The organism is Paenibacillus sp. J22P59 (assembly GCF_059383895.1).
Window position 1 is genome coordinate 335,923 of record NZ_JBXENX010000002.1, and the last position, 17,748, is coordinate 353,670.

A 17,748-nucleotide genomic window follows, 5' to 3' on the forward strand; every position below is an offset into this window, starting at 1 on the left:
AATAATGGAGGTTATATCAATGAAATGGTTCAAACAATTAACAGTCGTCGCGCTTATCGCGGCCATCGGCTTCTCTGTCGTGCCAGCGGTGCACGCAGCAAGTAAATTAAGCGGTAAAATCGTCATCAATGGTTCATCTGCTCTTCTTCCTCTTACTCTTCAAGCGGCTAACGAGTTCAAAAAGCAGCATCCAAAGGTGAAAATCTCTGCATCCGCAGCAGGCTCCATCACGGGTCCTCAGGCTGTGCGCAAAGGAATTGCAGATATTGGAGCAGTAGACTGGGATGCTTCCATGGACGTACCGGGCTTCAAAAAATTTGAAGGCCAAGTCGCTCATAAAGTCGCGGTTATTCCATTCGCTGCAGTAGTGAACAAAGGTGTGACAGCTACTGAGCTGACTACGAAGGAGCTTCAAGGCATTTTCTCCGGCAAAATCACGAACTGGAAAGATGTCGGCGGCAAGGACGCTGAGATTATTGTCGTCAATCGGACCTTCGGCTCCGGCACGCGCGTTAACTTCCAAGACAAAGCGCTGCTTGGCACAGACTTCATGAGCAAAGGCAGCAATTACAAGGAAGTGAAGACGAGCGGCGATATGAAGACCGCTATCGAAACGACGCCTAATGCTATTGGTTATGTTGACCTCGCTTATGTGACAAGCAAAATGACAGCTATCAAAATCAATGGCGTTGAAGCCAGCGAAGCAAACGTCATTAACGGCAAATATAAAGTATGGGGCTACGGCTATTACATGACTAAAGGCGAGCCTACTGGTGCAACAAAGCAATTCATCGAGTACGTACAAAGCACGAAGTTCCAGAACGGATCGCTGAAAAAGCTGAAGTTCATTCCGATCTCAGCGATTAAATAAGCTTTTCCCTTCGCAGCATGCGATAACGAATTGATCATGGAGCGGCCCTGTTTGCGCGAATAGGCGCTACGAGGCCGCTCTTCATCGGAGGAACGATTGTTATGTTAGAGCCATCTCCTGTCCGCCCATTAGGGGACAGCATACGGACAAAGAATGGCAAGCCATTTGATCGCAAATCACGGCTTACAGCCATGAACCGTATGTTTCGCTATATTTGCGTAGCCAGCGCCTGTCTCGTCTGCGTCATCCTGCTTCTTATTTTATTCTTGATGTTCCGTACAGGTGTATTGACGTTCAACGATATCTCTTTTGCTGATTTCTTCTTCTCGGCGAACTGGAGTCCCATGGATGAACAATATGGCGCACTTCTATTCATCTTCGGCACCTTCGCCTTGACGCTATTGACGCTGCTGATCTGTGTGCCTGTCTCCCTCGTGATCGCTGTCTTCCTATCCGTATTTGTCCCGGGATGGATGAAGAATGCCCTTCGCCCTGTTCTTGACCTGCTTGTCGGCATTCCCTCGGTCGTGTATGGCTATCTCGGCTTGACAGTGCTTATTCCGCTGATCCGCACTGTGACAGGCACTGGCATGGGGGATGGCTTGCTGGCGGCTGCACTGGTACTTAGCATTATGGTGCTGCCAACCATCAGCCGCATTAGTGATGATGCAATTACGGCTGTCCCCAAAAAGTTCAGTGATGCCTCTTACGCACTAGGCGCTACGAGGCTGCAAACCGTATGGCGAGTGCTGCTGCCATCAGCCCGGAGCGGCATTATGTATGCCGTCATCCTCGGAATGGCCAGAGCAATCGGCGAGACGATGGCGGTGGTGATGGTCATCGGCAATACGCCGCAGCTGGCTGACAGTCTGCTCAAGCCTACGTCTGTACTTACGAGCAATATCGTTATGCAAATATCGAATGTGCCTTTTGATTCGACGTGGAACTACGCCCTCTACCTAATGGGCTTCCTGCTGCTCGTCATTTCTTTGCTCATGATTGTCGCCGTTCGCTGGCTGCAGCGTAAGGGGGTGCCGCAATGATCAACCCTGCTTCCTCAGGTACTGACAATCCGTTCAGCGGCAAAAAAGGAATTAATCGGCTGTACAATCGTCTATTCACGATAATGGTATGGCTCGTAGGCATACTAGCTATCCTGTTCATTATTGGTTTGCTTTTCCTCATTCTAGAGGATGGCTTGCCGAAGCTCACTTGGGATTTTCTATTCGGGCTTCCTAGTGAAATTGACGAGGGCGGCGGAATAGGTCCAATGCTGATCAATTCCTTCTATATTTTGTTCTTATCGCTATTGATCAGCATTCCACTGGGAATGGCAGCTGGCATCTATCTTGCCGAGTTCGCCCCTGACAATAAGCTGATTGGGTTCGTCCGTATTTGCGTCGAAGGGCTTGCTTCCGTCCCTTCCATCATCTTCGGATTGTTCGGCATTGCGCTGTTCGTCGAAATATTCCAAGTCGGACTCACGATTCTCGGCGGCGCTGTCACGCTAGCCTTCCTCAACCTTCCCGTCCTTACGAGGGTAACCGAGGAGTCGATCCGTGCTGTTCCCAAAGATCTGAAGAATGCTTCCTTCGCTCTGGGCGCAACGCATCTGCAGACAATTGCACGCGTACTGATCCCCGCTGCCCTGAACGGTATCATTACAGGCATCTGCCTCGTTGCCGGAAGAGCGTTCGGCGAGAGCGCGGTTATTATTCTAACCGCCGGGGTCACGACATCCGGCGAAATGTGGGATTTCAGCCTCTTCTCGCCTGGTGAGACATTGGCGGTCCATCTCTGGTACGTTCAGTCGGAAGCGATCGTTCCCGACGCCCAGGAGATCGCCCAGAAGTCAGCAGCGGTGCTCGTCTTCATTGTTCTCATGCTGAATTTGCTGTTCCGAATCCCGCTCTGGATGAATGCAAGGCGGTTAAAGCGTTAATCTAGGTAAGGCTAAGTTAAAGACAAGGGGCTGTCCCAAAAGTCATGAAGATGATTTTTGGAACAGCCCCTTATCCTATCCCTAGATGCACTATCCGTTTCGTTACAGATGGCGCGTATGAAGAGCTTACCCTATTTTATGAATCGTTGTTCGCAAAAATCTGGGGGCATATCGCAGATAACGCCAGCTATATGCCGTAGTCGGAAACCGACCTTCTCCACTAAAGAACATAGCTTCACTGTTGCTCCTTTTTACCTGTCTGAGCAGTAAGATAGAGCAAGTAGATTCATTCATTTACACATGACATTCCCTCTCTAGCTTGGGAGTCTGGCTTTTGGGCCAGCCCTTTCTTTTTTCAGGGAGGCGCTTGGAACAACTACAGGAACCAAACGTCACCTTTTATGAAGAAGGATTGGACCGAAGTGTGTGTGCGGATAAATCAAGAACAACCCGCAATGCTAGCGTTTTCTGCTTCCATGCCTGCCAAAAGTGCCCTTACGGTCGAGTGGCTTTCGCTCGCTCACAATTTGCTTAAGAAGATAGCAATAGACCAAAGAGCAAAAAAGGCGGTACTGGGATAATCTCCCTAGCATCGCCAGTTCTTTAGTCTTTCCAAATTTCCATTAAACGAGCTGTCACTTTAAGTGAGCAGGCCTACTTTTGGGACAGCCCTTGCTGTCACGTTGTCCATCCTCAAGCCGGATAATGGCAAGCAGCCCAATGCCCCTGCTGAAGCGCTTTGAGCTCAGGCTCCTGGGTACGGCATAATCCGGTAGCGGCAGGACAACGGGGATGGAAACGACAGCCAGAAGGAGGGCTTGAAGGAGACGGGATTTCGCCGCTAATGGAAATTTGCGCTCTTCGATAATTAGGGTCAGGCCACGGAATGGAAGCTATTAATGCTCTTGTATAAGGATGCGCAGGGGAGGTGAACAGGTCTTCGCTATCCGCTATTTCTACGAGCTTGCCTAGATACATGACACCGATCCGGTCAGAGATATGCCTAACCACATGAAGCCCATGTGCAATGAACAAATAAGTAAGTCCAAGGCGCTGCTGCAAATCCTGCATCAAATTCACAATTTGTGCTTGCACCGATACGTCCAGCGCAGAGACTGCTTCATCCGCCAATACAAAAGAGGGACGCAGCGCAATCGCCCTGGCAATGCCAACTCGCTGCCTCTGGCCTCCAGAGAACTCATGCGGATAGCGATTTTTCCACGAAGCGCGAAGTCCGACAAGCTCTAGCAGCTCCTCAACACTCTCTTCTTGCTCGGCACGGCTCAATTGCTGATAGATAGACAACGGCTCGCCAACAATATCACCTATCCGCCAGCGGGGATTCATCGAGCCATACGGGTCTTGGAAAATCATCTGCATCTCCTTGCGGACATGACGCAGCTGCGCTTCCTTCAGGTCAGTAATCTTCTCTCCCGCAAAGTTCACCATCCCTGAGGTCGCACGCTCCAGCTGCATAAGGACACGGCCAAGCGTTGACTTCCCGCTGCCAGACTCCCCGACCAGCCCGAAGGTTTCCCCCTTGCGAATCTGAAAAGAAACATCATCCACAGCACGAATATAGCTCGGAGAACGACCTATTCCACTTCTAGGAATAGGATAATATTTATGTAAGCCTTCTATTTGAAACAGGTCTACATTCGGTTCTTGCTCAAGCCGTCGCTTAAGCAGCTTATCATCCGATTCCCCTTCTGAGCCCATACTGATTTCTATTCGGCCTGCCTCTTGCTCTAGTGCGGCTCCCCTCCAATTTTCTATTAATGACAGCTCTTCAGCATGCCAGCAAGCTGCTTGTCTGCCATTGATCTTCTGCAAAGGCGGACTTTCCTGCTTGCATTTGTCTGTAGCATGGGAGCAGCGGGGGTGAAACCGACAGCCAGCAGGCAGCTCGAATAGATTGGGAATACTCCCCTGTATGGAGAACAACGGAGCCCCCCGCGGACTATCAAGCGTCGTAACAGAGCGAAGCAAGCCCTGCGTATAGGGATGATGCGGCCTATCGAACAGCTGCTGGGCAGTGGCCTCTTCTACAACTTGCCCAGCATACATGACCACAATGCGATCAGCCATCTCAGCCGCAATCCCCATATCATGCGTGATAAGCAGAATCGCCATATTGAATTCCGTCTTCAGCTCCTGCAGCAATTGCAGAATCTGTGCCTGTATCGTCATATCCAGTGCCGTAGTAGGCTCATCGGCGATCAGCAATTCTGGCCCGCATGCCAAAGCCATGGCAATCATCGCACGCTGCAGCATCCCCCCTGACAGTTCCCCCGGGTATTGCTTCATCCGCAGCTCCGGTTCCGGTATACCTACCCGGCGAAGCAGCTCGGTGCCCCGCTTCCAAGCCTGCTTGCGCCCCGCCAATTTATGGCCAACAAGGACCTCAATAATTTGACTGCCAATCGTAAATACGGGATCAAAAGCAGCCATTGGCTCCTGAAATACCATTGCCAGCCTTTTCCCACGAAGCGATCGCATAGCGGAAGTTGGCAGCCCAACCAGATCAATCCCATCCAGCTTCATCTGTCCAGCCGTTATTACGCCGTTCTCATAATCAATCAGCCGCATGACGGACTTAGAAGCAATCGTCTTGCCGCTCCCGGATTCCCCTACTAAGCCTACCGTTTCACCTGGCTGTATGCTTAGGGTCACGTCAGAGATTGCGGTTAGCCAACCGCTTGGTGTTGCGAACTTGACCGTCAGCTGTTCTACTTCAAGCAGCGGCTTCACTGGCATAGGCCTCCTTTATAACCGGCTCTTTTTGGGATCTATATGGTCTCTGAGCTTATCGCCCATCAGATTAACCGATAATACGAGCATCGTAATGGCAAGGCCTGGGAACGTCGACATCCACCATGCCACTGTCAAATAGCCTCGACCTTGTGAGAGCAGGGTTCCCCAATCCGGAATATCCTTGATCACTCCAAGCCCAAGAAAGCTTAAGCCAGCACCGACCAGAATCGAGGTTCCAAGGCCGATAGTTGCCATGACCAGCAGAGGCGACCAGGCATTGGGAAGCACATGGCGGAAAAAAATCCGCCAATAGCCTGCACCTACGGAGCGTGCTGCTGTAATGTAAGGCTTGCTTTTAACACTGATGATTTGTCCCCTGAATACTCTGGCAAACCCCGGCACCGCTGACAAAGCGACCGCCAGAATGACATTCATCAGGCTAGGCCCTAGGGCAGCTGCTATCGCCAGTGCGAACAGAATACCGGGTATTGTCATTAATACCTCAATGAATCCCATCAACAGCCGATCAAGCACACCTCCCGCGAATCCGGCAATTGCGCCAATCAAGGAGCCGACTGCGCCGCCGGCAAAGACAGCCGACAAGCCAATCAGCAAGGAGTCTCTGCTTCCATGCACCACTAAGCTGAACACATCTCTCCCATAATAATCTGTACCGAAAAAATGCGTCAGGCTAGGAGGCTTCATAATGGCCTCGCTCATCATCTCCGTCGGCAAATAAGGAGCAATCTGTCCCGGAAACAGGGCACACAGCACAATAAACAGTACGATAACCGCTGCAGCATACACGACCCGATTCGATGCATGCAGATTTACACGTGGACGCCTCATGCGCCTCTCTAATTGGACCAGCGGCCACGCTCTTTTTAACAGTACAGCACCCTTCATCCTCCAGCCTCCTCTTGCTTAAGAATGTCGCACTCTCGGATCAATGATCCGATAGCACAAATCAACAAGCACATTAATCAGAACGTACATAATAGCAGAGAACAGTACGACTCCTTGAACAACAGGCATATCTTTGGCTATAAGCGCATCCGATATCACTCTCCCAATCCCCTGTCTCGCAAAAACGGTCTCAATGACGACTGTCCCTGCAAGCAGATCCCCTATGATTACACCGACCATCGTAACCGCTGGAATAAGCGCATTGCGCAGCGCATGCTTATACATAACGAGACGCTCAGATAAGCCTTTGGCACGCAGCGTGACAAGAAACGGCTCATTGATTACTTCCAGCATACTATTGCGAACAAGCCTTACAACGAATCCAGCACCAACAATTCCAAGCCCTATAGCCGGAAGCACGAGCGTCCTCCAGCCGTCTGAGCCCATAGCAGGGAACCAGCCGAGCGTGATTGAGAAAATAAGGATTAGCAGAATGCCAGACCAGAAGGTCGGCATCGAAATGCCGAATAGCCCAACCGCCCGCGCCATATAATCAATCCAGCGATCGCGATGAATAGCAGATAATATACCGAGCCAGACACCAGCTATTACTGCAATCGCACAGCTGGCTGCCGACAACGCTAAGGTTGCTGGCAAATGCTTTACGATTTTATGAATAACAGGCTCATCATTCACGATAGAAGTACCCAGATCACCATGCAGCAGCTTCCACACGTAAGAACCAAATTGTTTGTAGAGCGGCTGATCCAGGCCGAGCTGCCTGCGCAAATTGTCTACCGTCTCCGGCGGTACCTCATCTGGATTAAGAATCGAGAGAATCGGGTCTCCCGGGAGTAAATAAACAATGACGAATACGAGCACCAAAGAACCAAATATAACAGACAACGAGGTGAAAATTCTTCCCAGTACAACTCCTAACATTTGCTCCCCTCCTCCTCCCTTCTATTGCGCAATAAATACATCATTGAACAAAGGATAGGCTAGAGAGTCGAATTTCAAGTCCTTGACTGATGTGGATGCAGCTACAGTGTACGGGAATACATAGATTGGAATAATAACGGCATCTTTAATAACCGCTTGCTGTACTTTGGCATAGAGCTCTTTGCGTTTCTCAGCATCCTGCTCGATCAGACCTTGATCGATCCATTCATCTACGTCGGGATTGGCATAGCCCGGATAATTTTGCTTGCTGCCGGTGCTTACCGCCTTCGAATGATAGTAGGTACGGAGCGCTTCCGGATCAGAATTGACTTGGCTGTTGCCATAAATATCATAATCGCTGTTCTGATTGACGACTGTACGAACATCGTTCGTAATCTTAATCTCTACAACGATGCCAATCTGCTTCAATTGCTGTTGAATAATTACGGCAATGTCATTGCGCTTCTCCCGATTCGGCGAGGCATCAACATAATGAAGGATCAGCTTCTTGCCATCCTTCGTCCGTATCCCGTCGCTGCCCTTCAGCCAGCCGATTTCATCAAGCAGCTTATTCGCCTTCTCCAGATCCGGCTTAATACCATTCTCCAGCGAAGCATCATACCCAAGAGTACCAGGAGTTAAAGGCGACCACGAACGATCATAGGTGCCCAAATAAAGTGTCTTGACGATCGCATCGACATCTATTGCCGCTTGGAGCGCTAATCGCGCATTCAGCTCATTCCATGGCTGCTTTTTCTGATTGATGAACAGCGTATACGGCAAGCCCCGAGTATTAGACTTGTATAGCTGGAACCGCTTATCCTTCTCGAGTGCGATTATATTTTGAGGAGGAACGGTTTCTCCTGCCAGCAATTGGCCGCTCTGGACACTGCCGATTCGCGTGGCCTCCTCAGGAACAATTTTGAACGTCAGCTTATCCAGATACGGGGCATTTTTATTGTCCACCAGCGCTGGCCCCCATTTATATTCCGGATTGCGCTCCACTGTTATTTGGGCATTCTCATCCCAGCTGACGAATTTGAATGGACCAGTGCCTACCGGGTTTTTGCCAAGCTGATCGCCGTATTTCTCTGCGGCCGTCGGCGATACAATACTGAGAAGAGCTTGGCTTAAATTCCCTAGAAAAGCATTCGAGGGGGATGATAAATTCAGCTTTACCGTATATTCATCAATAACCTCCGCTGATTCATAAGGCCTTACTAATGCAGTCGAATTAGCAGCCTTCGTCTCCGGATTAAGTATGCGGTCATAATTGTATTTCACTGCTTCAGCATTGAAGGGTGTACCATCATGGAACTTCACATCCTGCCGCAGTTTAAAAGTGTAGCTTTTTCTATCCTCCGAGATCGACCATTCTGTTGCCAGCCATGGCTCTATCGTTCCATCTGGCAATTGGGCAACCAGATTGTCATGAATCGTACGTATCACCCGTACCGCCACCGCATAGCCGCTTCGATGCGGATCAAGTGAGTCTGGCGAAGTAGCCAGTGCATAAGTCAGGTACCCGCCTTTATTCGCCCCAGCCTTGTCATTGCTGACAGTATCCTTGGTTCCGCTAGCCTTCGTTGTATTAGAATTAGCCGTATCCGTGCAGCCCGTTAGAGCCTGAACTGCCAGCACCACAGCTACTACAAACAACAGCATCCTGTACTTCGTCATTTCTCTCCATCTCCTCTGCATATCTCATTATTCCTACTGTATTTATTGGGTTTTATTGTATGTAAATTTAACACCTTGACTCTATGGCGTCTAATTATCAATTTGAATATATAAATAGAAAAATTCGATAACCATTTCATTCGTGCAGTATGTTCTGTTGATATGGCTAGCTACAGAAAAAGCCCCAAGCCTCATAAAAGGCTTGGGGCTTAACGGTAATGCTAGAAACGTTAGCCGGCAGCCGAAAGGAAAGAACTATCCCAAACGCCGCCATTGGCGAAATAATCCACCACTTTATTCATAGCCATGTTTAATTCGTGATGGCTCCGCTATGAGGCAAACTCACATAAGTGTAAAGAAAAACCCTTATATTATGATATTTAAAGGTTGAAATTTGAAAGGTATGAGGTCAACCTCATGCCTCGGGAAGCTGTCCTCCTGAACTGTGAGGCTAGCCTCATACAATGCTTGTTAGGTTGGGGAGAGTTAACCATTGGGTGAGATTAGCTTCACCTATCAGTGAGGAGAGTGACTCCCAGTTGAGGGCTTGTTAATGGAATAGCATTCCATTAAGTTGTGTCAGCTATTGATTGATTTCCCAAGCTGGGTACACGCCAATCTTTTATTAGCCAGCAAGGAGGCTATACGAATATCTGCACGGATCGCTTCTCTGGCAACCACGTAGGGAAAAGCTATTGATGCCAATGAATTAGTGCCTTTCGCATGAGGTGTGACCGCCGACGTGTGACCGAGCACGACGTGCCGAGAGATGCACGCAATGCGAACCTGCCCGCAATTGCTCAAAGTGGGGCTTCACGGATGCAAAAAACGCAGGTTTCGGGCTAGCTTCTCCCTGTAACCTACGCTTTTTCGTATGAAATCCATTCTTAACTTGCTTATTTCAGCCCTATAGAATTCTATTTCGGAAAATTAATAGCCAATAATGTGGTAACCGGAATCCACATGAAGCACTTCACCTGTAATACCGCGGGATAAAGGACTAAGCAGGAACATCGTTGCATCTCCTACTTCGTCCTGGTCAACGTTTTGTCGCAAAGGGGACTTCTCCTCCATCGCAGTCACAATATCATTGAATCCAGCTACTCCGCCTTTTGCTGACAGTGTCCGAATAGGACCTGAGGAAATCGCGTTCACACGAATCCGATACTTGCCCAAGTCCTCAGCCAAATACCGTACGCTAGCTTCCAATGCGGCTTTCGCAACGCCCATTACATTATAGTTTTTCATAACACGCTCTGCGCCAATGTACGACTGGGTAACGATGCTCCCTCCCTCGTACATATAGCCCTTGCATTCCCTAGCTAACGCTACAAGGGAATAGGCGCTCACCTCATGAGCTAATTGGAAGCCGGAACGACTCGTCTCGACATATTCCCCCTGCAAATTTTCTTTCTCTGCAAAAGCAACCGAATGCGCCAGCCCATGAATGACGGGCACCTTGGATTTCAGCTCTTCGAATGCCCGCTTAATGCTGTCATCATCAGCTACATCACAAGAAACGCAAAGCAGCGGCTCAATGCCATTAGCGACTAACAACTGTGAGAGCTTATCAAATGACCGTTCCTTCCTATATGTGAAGATCAGGTTCGCACCTGCTTTATGCAGCGATTTGGCAATCCCCCATGCAATACTCCGTTCATTAGCGACACCCATCACAACGATATTTTTCCCATCCATTATTCCGGACATTACATCATTCCTCCTCTATTGCGAATCCACGTAGCTCATTTTGAAATCTCCCCCTATTTTAACACAAGGTATTAGTATCTAGTACTAATATATATAAAAAATTTATTATAGCTTTTTCATATAAGCTAATACATGCTCTTTCACCCGTAATTTTTGTGCCTCAGTTAAATTGCTTAATTCAAATTTTTTTGCAGCATCAAGCGTGATAAGAATCGTAGAAGGCTCTTGAAGCTCTTTTTTTAAGGTATCCCCTTCTTCAGTCAGCATGATCTTAGATTTATTGGAATAGGAATGGCTTATTTCTGTTTTAATATATCGGCCTTCCGTATCGTAATAATCCTCAATTGCCTTGACATCTGCTTTGAGATGATTTTTCCCTTCCTCCACATTCGTTATAGCATTCACTAATTTATAGCCCGTTGCTTCAGAAATTGTACCTTCCAGCTGATTATCGTAGGTCTCTATTGCAAACGCCTCAATATGCTCATATTTCTCAGTCTGGCTGCATGCGCTTATAAGCAACAAAGCGAAGATCAATGATACCGTCTTCCATCCAACCATTATTATTTGTTTGTTAAAATTCATTAGACTACTCCCCCTCAGATAAGTTTCATCCGATTATAGCATTAAATGGGTATTCCAGGTAATTTAAACCCTCTCCATTTTCCTTCATACTTTATTAAACAAAAAAAACCTCCTGGACGTGTATGCTCCCATACACCTTTCCAGAAGGCTCTTTGCTGAATTGCTCTCAATTAAAGGCTGCTATTCCGTTCTTAACACTCGCCAGCAGCAGCTGGCTTCCCTGCATCCGACGCTGTGCGGAAGCTGGAGCCGCAGCCGCATGTAGCGGTTGCGTTCGGGTTCTCAATGGTGAAGCCGCCGCCCATTGCCGACTCTTTGAAGTCGATTTGGAGGCCGTTCAAATATTTGATGCTGTCCTCGTCAACTACAACCTTCAAGCCGGACATATCCAGCGTGCGATCATTGTCATGCTCTTCATCATCGAAGCCCATCCCGTAAGAGAAGCCGGTGCAGCCGCCTTCCTTCACGCCTAAACGCAAGAACAGTCCTGGTGTGCCTTCCTCTTCGAGCATTTCTTTTATTCTGACAGATGCCGAATCACTGATTGTGATCATGCTTCATCCCTCCTGAATCTATATTGTAGATGTATAATGTAAGAACAGATTTCTCTACCCTTAGTATACTCCTCTTCCGTCACTTGCTCAAGGGATCAACATCCCTTCCATATTACGTTAACGAAGTCTTATTGACTTTTATGGTTGCCCCTGTTAGTGTACGGGTTTATAATAATGACAGCTTCTTAATCGGAATATCATGTTATTTTTTTCACAATCTCCTATTTCGCAGGTCAAGGAGGCCACCCCTATGAATATTGCAGTAGCCAATGAAAGTACACAAATGCAAGCCATTATCGAGAAAGTACGCAATGGTCAAAGACTTACTTTAGAAGACGGCGTTTTCCTATACCAATCGGATGATCTGCTTACCATTGGTCAATTAGCCAATGAGGTTAATCTCCGCAAAAACGGTAAAAAGGTCTATTTCATTGAAAATATGAGCTTATATTTCACCAATGTGTGTGAAGCTCATTGTGCCTTCTGCAACTTCCGCAAGGATGAAGGCCAAGATGGTGCCTATACGCTTACAGGTCAGCAGATGATTGAATACGTCGAGCAGAGTTTCCATCCTGGCGTGCGTGAGTTTCACATCGTCGGGGGTCATAATACACATGTCCCTTTTCAATATTACGTGGACTCCCTCAAAGCATTGAATGAAAGATTTCCTGAAGTGACGCTCAAGGCTTACACAGCTGCTGAGATTGACTTCTTCTCCCGGATAAGCGGACTCAGCTATAAGGAAGTTCTTCAAGAACTGATGAAGGCCGGATTGAAATCGTTAACCGGCGGCGGCGCAGAAATATTATCTGATCATTATCGTAAAAAAATGCGGGTAGACAAAGCAGATGTCAGCCAATATTTGCAGGTCCATCGCACAGCTCATGAGCTTGGTCTTCGCACCCATACGACTATGCTCTATGGCTCGATTGAATCCCATGAGGATCGCATCAAGCATTTGCTTCAGATTAGAGAGCTTCAGGATGAGACGAACGGCTTCCTTGTCTTCATTCCATTATCTATGCAGCCAATCAATCCAAAGGCTGGCATCAGACGCCGCAACTCGGCATTCGAAGACTTGAAGACCATTGCAATCAGCCGCCTAATGTTGGATAACTTCCAGCATATTAAAGCCTATTTCATTAATATTGGCACCCAGCTTACACAGGTTGCTTTAACAATGGGCGCTTCTGACGCACACGGCACGATCGTCAAAGAAAAAATTAGTCATGCGGCAGGCGCACTTACACCGGAAGGCATTACTCGCGAGGACTTAATTTGGCTGATTAAAGGCGCAGGACGTATTCCTGTCGAACGCGATACCTTCTATAACGAAATCAAAATTTATGAGTAATCTAACCCACAGCGCATAATTCAGCACTCCAAACATCATTCTAAAAAGAAGAGCTACGAGGTAGGGACTTATGATGAAAAAATTTGTTATTTTAGGTGGCGGATACGGCGGGCTTGCTATCGCGAATGAACTGCTTGAGAAGCAGCTGCCGCTTGATACGATGATTATTCTCGTTGACCGCATGCCATATCAGGGATTAAAAACAGAATATTACGCACTTGCTGCAGGCACGGTATCGGATTTGGAACTGCGGGTTAAATTCCCGCATGATCCACGGATCACTATGGTTTACGGCGAGATTATGGATATTGATCTTGACAATAAATTCGTTCATCTCGATGGGCAAGACCCAATCGATTATGAATGGCTTGTTATTGGGCTGGGTTGTACCGACAAATACCATGGGATTGAAGGCGCAGAGCAATTCTCAACCAGCATTCAGACCTTCTCAGCCGCAAGACGCACCTATCAGCTTCTCAATGATGTGAAGCCTTATGGACAAGTATCCATTGTAGGAGGCGGGCTCAGCGGCGTTGAGGTAGCGGCTGAGCTGAGAGAGAGCCGTCCCGATCTGAACATTCGCATCATTGACCGTGGAGCAAGTGTATTGTCTGCATTCCCGGGCTCCTTGCAGAAATTCGTGGCAGAATGGTTCACTGAGCATCAAGTAGAAATGAGAGGCCATGCGGTTCTATCCAAAATTGAGCAAGGTGTTCTTTATGACTCTCATGCTAATGAATCCATTCTAACTGATGTCACGGTATGGACTGCAGGTATTCAGCCTGTACCTATTGTACAAAGAATGAATCTCCCCAAAGACAATCAGGGACGACTCATCATCAACGAGCTGCATCAGCTGCCTGATCACACCGATGTTTTCGTTGTTGGAGACTGCGCTGCCCTTCCGTTATCGCCAAGCGGACAAGCGGCGGGAGCGCAAGGCAAGCAGATTGCTGAAGTGATGCATGCCGTATGGCATAACAAAACGCCTCGGCTTGGCAAGCTCAAGCTCAAAGGCGTTCTTGGTTCACTAGGTAAGAAAAGCGGCTTCGGCCTTATGGGCGGAACGCCTCTCATGGGTAAAATACCTCGCTTGGTAAAAAGCGGCGTTCTCTGGAAATCCAAACGCCATTTCGGCTAGTTTTTATTAAGCTGATTGAATAGATTGCATAATTTTATCGTATAATTCATCGACAGTGACAGCTGAGGTGATGGTGCCGTCAACAAGTGCGAACGGGCTCAAATAGCATTCGCCGCAATTGCCTAGACAGCCATATTCAATAACCTTCACCTGCTCATCCTGTTCAAAAAGCTGCATAATACGATCTGTGCCATGATGCATATTACTGGCACAAAATTCAACGACTGGTTTTAACAAAGGTTGTCACCTGACCTTAAAGGTTGATATCCATTTTCAATTGCTTCACTTTGTACTATAATAGGGGAGAAAGGAGTTGAATGCAATGAGTGAACAAACACAAGACAAAATGTACGATGAAGTATTGGACGTACTGGATAAATTGCGTCCGTTTCTGCAACGCGACGGAGGAGACGTAGAACTGGTTGATGTCGAAGGTGGCATTATCCAACTCCGTTTGATGGGAGCATGCGGCAGCTGCCCGAGCTCCACGATTACACTGAAAGCCGGTATCGAGCGCGCTCTGCTCGAAGAGGTTGAAGGTGTCGTAGAAGTTGTTCAAGTATTCTAAATGAACGACACAAAAGAGTGTTGCCCGCTTACGCCGGCAACACTCTTTTTGTATATCCACCTCATTAATAATTTCCGATAATATTCGGACGGATAGGATCGAAGCCACCCGTAACATTAATAATATTGCCAGTTAGATAATCGGATTGCTTGTGGCATAAGAACGCAATGACTCGCGCCACATCTTCTCCTGTGCCTGGTCTGCCAATCGGTGACTCTTCATCGATCAAGCCTTCCACATCCTGAATGGATCGTTCTTTATTGACTCCGTGAATATCACCCGGTCCGATCATATTGACGGTTATTCCATACGGCGCTTCTTCAACAGCCAGAGACTTCGTAAAGGAAACTAAGCCAGTCTTGGCTGCTGCATACACGGCACGATGCGGCCAAGCTCTTGCCTCTCCAGCATGACCGAATCCCATATGAATAATTCGTCCCCAGCCCCGCTGCCGCATTCCCCGCAGCAGCTTATGATCAAGCAGCATAATTCCCGTTAAATTGCCATTAATCAGATGAGCGATTTCCTCTTCCTCATATCCAGCAAATAACCGCCGCTCCCGTATGAACGGTCCTGCATTGTTCACTAATATGTCAATCGCACCGTTCCATGCTTCTGCCTCGTTTGCAAGCTTCCTGACTCCCTCAAGCGTCGCAATGTCTGCTTGAATTGTTGTCGCTTTGCCGCCCTGCCGTTCGATATCCTGCTGAAGAGCAATAGCCTCTTGCTCGCTCTCCACGTAGTTCAAGACGATATGGCAGCCTTGCTCAGCTAATTGCAGCGCAGTCCGTTTGCCAAGTCCCTTCGCGCTGCCCGTAATGAGAGCTGTTCTGCCATTCAGCCCCACGAGTATCCCCTCCTCGCGATTATGCTTGTCTGCTTCTCATTAGACTGCAAGCGTACTGGAAGGTAAGCCGCAAAGATTCCGTTACCATATCCAGGCCTTGCGCCAGATCATTCAATTGCACCTGAACGTTCTCCAGCTTAATTAGTCCTCCATCCGTTATTCGACACTGAGCAAGATCATCCTGCATTTCTGTGTTCATGTAATGGATTTCTGTATTACGCCGCTTGCGCAATCTGTTAATGGGCTCCTTGGTCTTTTCCTTAAGATCATTCAATTTAAAAGTCAGGCTAGGATGCGCCTTGCTCTCCCTCATATTCCGCAGAACAGTGAAATAAGAGAAATGGGGTTTTATTCGCTCGGTTCTCATGCCCAATAAGTCATTAAGTAAAATGCCAAGCTTGTCCAACAAAGCAAACACCCGTATAAATGAATTTTTATCGAAATAGACGTGGCGACTATAAGCTAATTTCTCCTCAGCGGACATTTGGCTTACTAGCTGCGAAATAATCGACTCGCGATAGCGACGAGCGGCATAACAGCTTTGCTCAAGCTCATTCAACGATGCAGAGAGTCCCAGCGTCCATACTTCATAGCTGCACAGCTTATTATGATCGACAGCAGCATTTCCAGCTGCCATACGTTTCCGAATTAGCAATACGAACTGATCCATTAACTCGAATGTCTCTCCAAGTCTTCCGCTTGCTTGTCTCTCCGGCTCATCAAACAGAAATCGCAGCACCGTGCAGCCTCCTCATTCATAGGTCAATCGTGAGATATGCGGTTAGAAGTATGATTGCCATCTGCGATCAAAAAGCTCTGTTTGTTCTTCCCGCTGAAATAGCTTGCCGGATAGACCAGCTTTAGTACGGCAGCCGTGATAAGCCGCAGCCATACTATGCCTGATTAGCTTAACGTTGAATCCTTCCTTCTCTCAACCGCCAAGAGCGTATCATCATATCCGACAGGATTCCGAATAAGCCCGTAATGATAAGATTATGCAGCAAGCTCGTGAAAATAAACACATCTTCATTCGTAAGCGTCCATACGACCAACGCTCCACTGAAGATTTGGGCAATAACTAATACTAGCGCCCAGCCTGCAGATCTTGTCAGGCTTGTTTCTCCGCGGCTCACTCGACGAATATGAATATACATGCCCGCAATAGCGAGCCCCAACAGAACGGCGCCTATGCGATGAATAAAAGCAACAGTCGTTGCTCCCTCAAACGCAGGAACGACTTGTCCATTGCAAAGTGGCCAGCCGACGCAGCCCCCTGCGGATTCTGTGTGCCTAATAAAGGCGCCTAGATAAACGACGATGTAACAAAAAATCCATAGCGCAACCATTCTTGGAAAAATACTCTTCGGCACTACAAAAGAAGCTTGCTTGCCGTCCTTAACTCGATAGCTCCACACGACTAACAATAGCGTCAATGCAAAGGCGATCAAAGAAATACCGAAGTGAATCGCCATGACTGGATCTGATTGCGGCCACATAACAGCAGCAGCCCCCATTAGGGCCTGAATAATCGTAAAGAGCAAAGCACCGCCAGCGTAAAACAGAGGCTCCTTGAAATCCGCCTTATTGCGACGATACAACCGGTACACTGCGACGAATGCCGCTACGACTAATAATCCTTCGAAGCCTGTAACAAGACGATGAGAATATTCAATCAATGATTCCAACGTATAAGCAGGTATGAACTTTCCGTGACAGAGAGGCCAATCATCTCCACAACCTCTTCCAGATCCGGTATTCGTTACAAGAGCTCCGGCAAGCAGTACAATAAGCATTCCGATGCAAGATGCGATAGCAAGCTTGCGAAAACGGCCGGTTACCATAATAAAATCACCTTTTTTCCGGTTTTGTTATACCTCACATTATAGCGATAACA

The 17,748-nt window shown here is 47.9% G+C and carries 18 protein-coding genes; 7 read left to right on the top strand and 11 right to left on the bottom strand.

The window, feature by feature from the left end; genetic code table 11:
* Nucleotides 1–19: 19 nt before the first annotated feature.
* From AC50YO_RS04760 to AC50YO_RS04775, 4 genes are all read left to right on the top strand, one after another.
* Nucleotides 20–871 (top strand): phosphate ABC transporter substrate-binding protein, encoded by an 852-nt coding sequence (locus tag AC50YO_RS04760; RefSeq protein ID WP_494843828.1) that lies wholly within the window; start codon nucleotides 20–22, stop codon nucleotides 869–871.
* A gap of 101 nt (nucleotides 872–972) precedes the next feature.
* Complete coding sequence (gene pstC, locus AC50YO_RS04765) at nucleotides 973–1,914, top strand: phosphate ABC transporter permease subunit PstC (RefSeq protein ID WP_494843830.1); 942 nt, start codon at nucleotides 973–975, stop codon at nucleotides 1,912–1,914.
* The gene (pstA, locus tag AC50YO_RS04770; RefSeq protein WP_494843832.1) at nucleotides 1,911–2,813 is read left to right on the top strand and encodes a phosphate ABC transporter permease PstA; all 903 of its coding nucleotides are present in this window, start codon (nucleotides 1,911–1,913) and stop codon (nucleotides 2,811–2,813) included. Before pstC ends, pstA begins: the two co-directional genes overlap by 4 nt.
* Nucleotides 2,814–2,857: 44 nt before the next feature.
* Complete coding sequence (locus AC50YO_RS04775; protein ID WP_494843834.1) at nucleotides 2,858–3,013, top strand: hypothetical protein; 156 nt, start codon at nucleotides 2,858–2,860, stop codon at nucleotides 3,011–3,013.
* Between the two features lie 493 nt (nucleotides 3,014–3,506).
* Here the strand turns inward: AC50YO_RS04775 and AC50YO_RS04780 are convergent, their stop codons facing one another.
* The 7 genes from AC50YO_RS04780 to AC50YO_RS04810 all read right to left on the bottom strand — a co-directional run bounded on the left by AC50YO_RS04780 (nucleotide 3,507) and on the right by AC50YO_RS04810 (nucleotide 11,944).
* A complete protein-coding gene (locus AC50YO_RS04780; protein WP_494843836.1) occupies nucleotides 3,507–5,570 on the bottom strand; it encodes an ABC transporter ATP-binding protein in 2,064 nt (687 codons plus the stop codon).
* Between the two features lie 9 nt (nucleotides 5,571–5,579).
* A complete protein-coding gene (locus tag AC50YO_RS04785; RefSeq protein WP_494843838.1) occupies nucleotides 5,580–6,473 on the bottom strand; it encodes an ABC transporter permease in 894 nt (297 codons plus the stop codon).
* Nucleotides 6,474–6,491: 18 nt separating this feature from the next.
* Nucleotides 6,492–7,415 (bottom strand): ABC transporter permease, encoded by a 924-nt coding sequence (locus tag AC50YO_RS04790; protein ID WP_494843840.1) that lies wholly within the window; start codon nucleotides 7,413–7,415, stop codon nucleotides 6,492–6,494.
* A 21-nt stretch (nucleotides 7,416–7,436) separates the two neighbouring features.
* On the bottom strand, nucleotides 7,437–9,095 hold the full coding sequence (locus tag AC50YO_RS04795; protein ID WP_494843843.1) for an ABC transporter substrate-binding protein: 1,659 nt from the start codon (nucleotides 9,093–9,095) through the stop codon (nucleotides 7,437–7,439).
* A 930-nt stretch (nucleotides 9,096–10,025) separates the two neighbouring features.
* Nucleotides 10,026–10,805 (bottom strand): enoyl-ACP reductase FabI, encoded by a 780-nt coding sequence (fabI, locus tag AC50YO_RS04800; protein WP_494843846.1) that lies wholly within the window; start codon nucleotides 10,803–10,805, stop codon nucleotides 10,026–10,028.
* 105 nt (nucleotides 10,806–10,910) lie between these two features.
* On the bottom strand, nucleotides 10,911–11,390 hold the full coding sequence (locus tag AC50YO_RS04805; RefSeq protein WP_494843851.1) for a hypothetical protein: 480 nt from the start codon (nucleotides 11,388–11,390) through the stop codon (nucleotides 10,911–10,913).
* Nucleotides 11,391–11,581: 191 nt separating this feature from the next.
* Nucleotides 11,582–11,944 (bottom strand): HesB/IscA family protein, encoded by a 363-nt coding sequence (locus AC50YO_RS04810; protein WP_494843856.1) that lies wholly within the window; start codon nucleotides 11,942–11,944, stop codon nucleotides 11,582–11,584.
* A 250-nt stretch (nucleotides 11,945–12,194) separates the two neighbouring features.
* On the opposite strand from AC50YO_RS04810, the gene mqnE reads away from it, so the two are divergent.
* Together mqnE and AC50YO_RS04820 are read left to right on the top strand one after the other, a co-directional pair.
* Complete coding sequence (gene mqnE, locus AC50YO_RS04815; protein WP_494843858.1) at nucleotides 12,195–13,298, top strand: aminofutalosine synthase MqnE; 1,104 nt, start codon at nucleotides 12,195–12,197, stop codon at nucleotides 13,296–13,298.
* 73 nt (nucleotides 13,299–13,371) lie between these two features.
* On the top strand, nucleotides 13,372–14,439 hold the full coding sequence (locus AC50YO_RS04820; RefSeq protein ID WP_494844127.1) for an NAD(P)/FAD-dependent oxidoreductase: 1,068 nt from the start codon (nucleotides 13,372–13,374) through the stop codon (nucleotides 14,437–14,439).
* A gap of 6 nt (nucleotides 14,440–14,445) precedes the next feature.
* Here AC50YO_RS04820 and AC50YO_RS04825 read toward each other — a convergent pair whose 3' ends face one another.
* A complete protein-coding gene (locus AC50YO_RS04825) occupies nucleotides 14,446–14,676 on the bottom strand; it encodes a YuzB family protein (RefSeq protein WP_494843860.1) in 231 nt (76 codons plus the stop codon).
* Between the two features lie 85 nt (nucleotides 14,677–14,761).
* Here AC50YO_RS04825 and AC50YO_RS04830 point away from each other — a divergent pair, with 85 nt between their 5' ends.
* Nucleotides 14,762–15,007, top strand: coding sequence for a NifU family protein (locus AC50YO_RS04830; RefSeq protein WP_494843862.1), 246 nt, complete (start codon nucleotides 14,762–14,764; stop codon nucleotides 15,005–15,007).
* Nucleotides 15,008–15,071: 64 nt separating this feature from the next.
* On the opposite strand, the gene AC50YO_RS04835 is transcribed toward AC50YO_RS04830, so the two are convergent.
* The 3 genes from AC50YO_RS04835 to AC50YO_RS04845 all read right to left on the bottom strand — a co-directional run bounded on the left by AC50YO_RS04835 (nucleotide 15,072) and on the right by AC50YO_RS04845 (nucleotide 17,695).
* Nucleotides 15,072–15,848, bottom strand: coding sequence for an SDR family oxidoreductase (locus AC50YO_RS04835; RefSeq protein ID WP_494844129.1), 777 nt, complete (start codon nucleotides 15,846–15,848; stop codon nucleotides 15,072–15,074).
* A 25-nt stretch (nucleotides 15,849–15,873) separates the two neighbouring features.
* The gene (locus AC50YO_RS04840; RefSeq protein ID WP_494843864.1) at nucleotides 15,874–16,593 is read right to left on the bottom strand and encodes a Cthe_2314 family HEPN domain-containing protein; all 720 of its coding nucleotides are present in this window, start codon (nucleotides 16,591–16,593) and stop codon (nucleotides 15,874–15,876) included.
* A 169-nt stretch (nucleotides 16,594–16,762) separates the two neighbouring features.
* A complete protein-coding gene (locus AC50YO_RS04845; RefSeq protein WP_494843866.1) occupies nucleotides 16,763–17,695 on the bottom strand; it encodes a COX15/CtaA family protein in 933 nt (310 codons plus the stop codon).
* Nucleotides 17,696–17,748 lie beyond the last annotated feature (53 nt).

Excerpts from the sequence above, each read along its gene's own strand:
- pstC (WP_494843830.1), top strand. The coding sequence starts at position 973 with ATGTTAGAGCCATCTCCTGTCCGCCCATTAGGGGACAGCATACGGACA.
- AC50YO_RS04795 (WP_494843843.1), bottom strand. The coding sequence starts at position 9,095 with ATGACGAAGTACAGGATGCTGTTGTTTGTAGTAGCTGTGGTGCTGGCA.
- AC50YO_RS04810 (WP_494843856.1), bottom strand. The coding sequence starts at position 11,944 with ATGATCACAATCAGTGATTCGGCATCTGTCAGAATAAAAGAAATGCTC.
- mqnE (WP_494843858.1), top strand. The coding sequence starts at position 12,195 with ATGAATATTGCAGTAGCCAATGAAAGTACACAAATGCAAGCCATTATC.
- AC50YO_RS04760 (WP_494843828.1), top strand. The coding sequence starts at position 20 with ATGAAATGGTTCAAACAATTAACAGTCGTCGCGCTTATCGCGGCCATC.
- AC50YO_RS04790 (WP_494843840.1), bottom strand. The coding sequence starts at position 7,415 with ATGTTAGGAGTTGTACTGGGAAGAATTTTCACCTCGTTGTCTGTTATA.
- AC50YO_RS04805 (WP_494843851.1), bottom strand. The coding sequence starts at position 11,390 with ATGAATTTTAACAAACAAATAATAATGGTTGGATGGAAGACGGTATCA.
- AC50YO_RS04820 (WP_494844127.1), top strand. The coding sequence starts at position 13,372 with ATGAAAAAATTTGTTATTTTAGGTGGCGGATACGGCGGGCTTGCTATC.
- AC50YO_RS04785 (WP_494843838.1), bottom strand. The coding sequence starts at position 6,473 with ATGAAGGGTGCTGTACTGTTAAAAAGAGCGTGGCCGCTGGTCCAATTA.
- AC50YO_RS04780 (WP_494843836.1), bottom strand. The coding sequence starts at position 5,570 with ATGCCAGTGAAGCCGCTGCTTGAAGTAGAACAGCTGACGGTCAAGTTC.
- AC50YO_RS04845 (WP_494843866.1), bottom strand. The coding sequence starts at position 17,695 with ATGGTAACCGGCCGTTTTCGCAAGCTTGCTATCGCATCTTGCATCGGA.
- fabI (WP_494843846.1), bottom strand. The coding sequence starts at position 10,805 with ATGTCCGGAATAATGGATGGGAAAAATATCGTTGTGATGGGTGTCGCT.
- AC50YO_RS04775 (WP_494843834.1), top strand. The coding sequence starts at position 2,858 with ATGAAGATGATTTTTGGAACAGCCCCTTATCCTATCCCTAGATGCACT.
- pstA (WP_494843832.1), top strand. The coding sequence starts at position 1,911 with ATGATCAACCCTGCTTCCTCAGGTACTGACAATCCGTTCAGCGGCAAA.
- AC50YO_RS04830 (WP_494843862.1), top strand. The coding sequence starts at position 14,762 with ATGAGTGAACAAACACAAGACAAAATGTACGATGAAGTATTGGACGTA.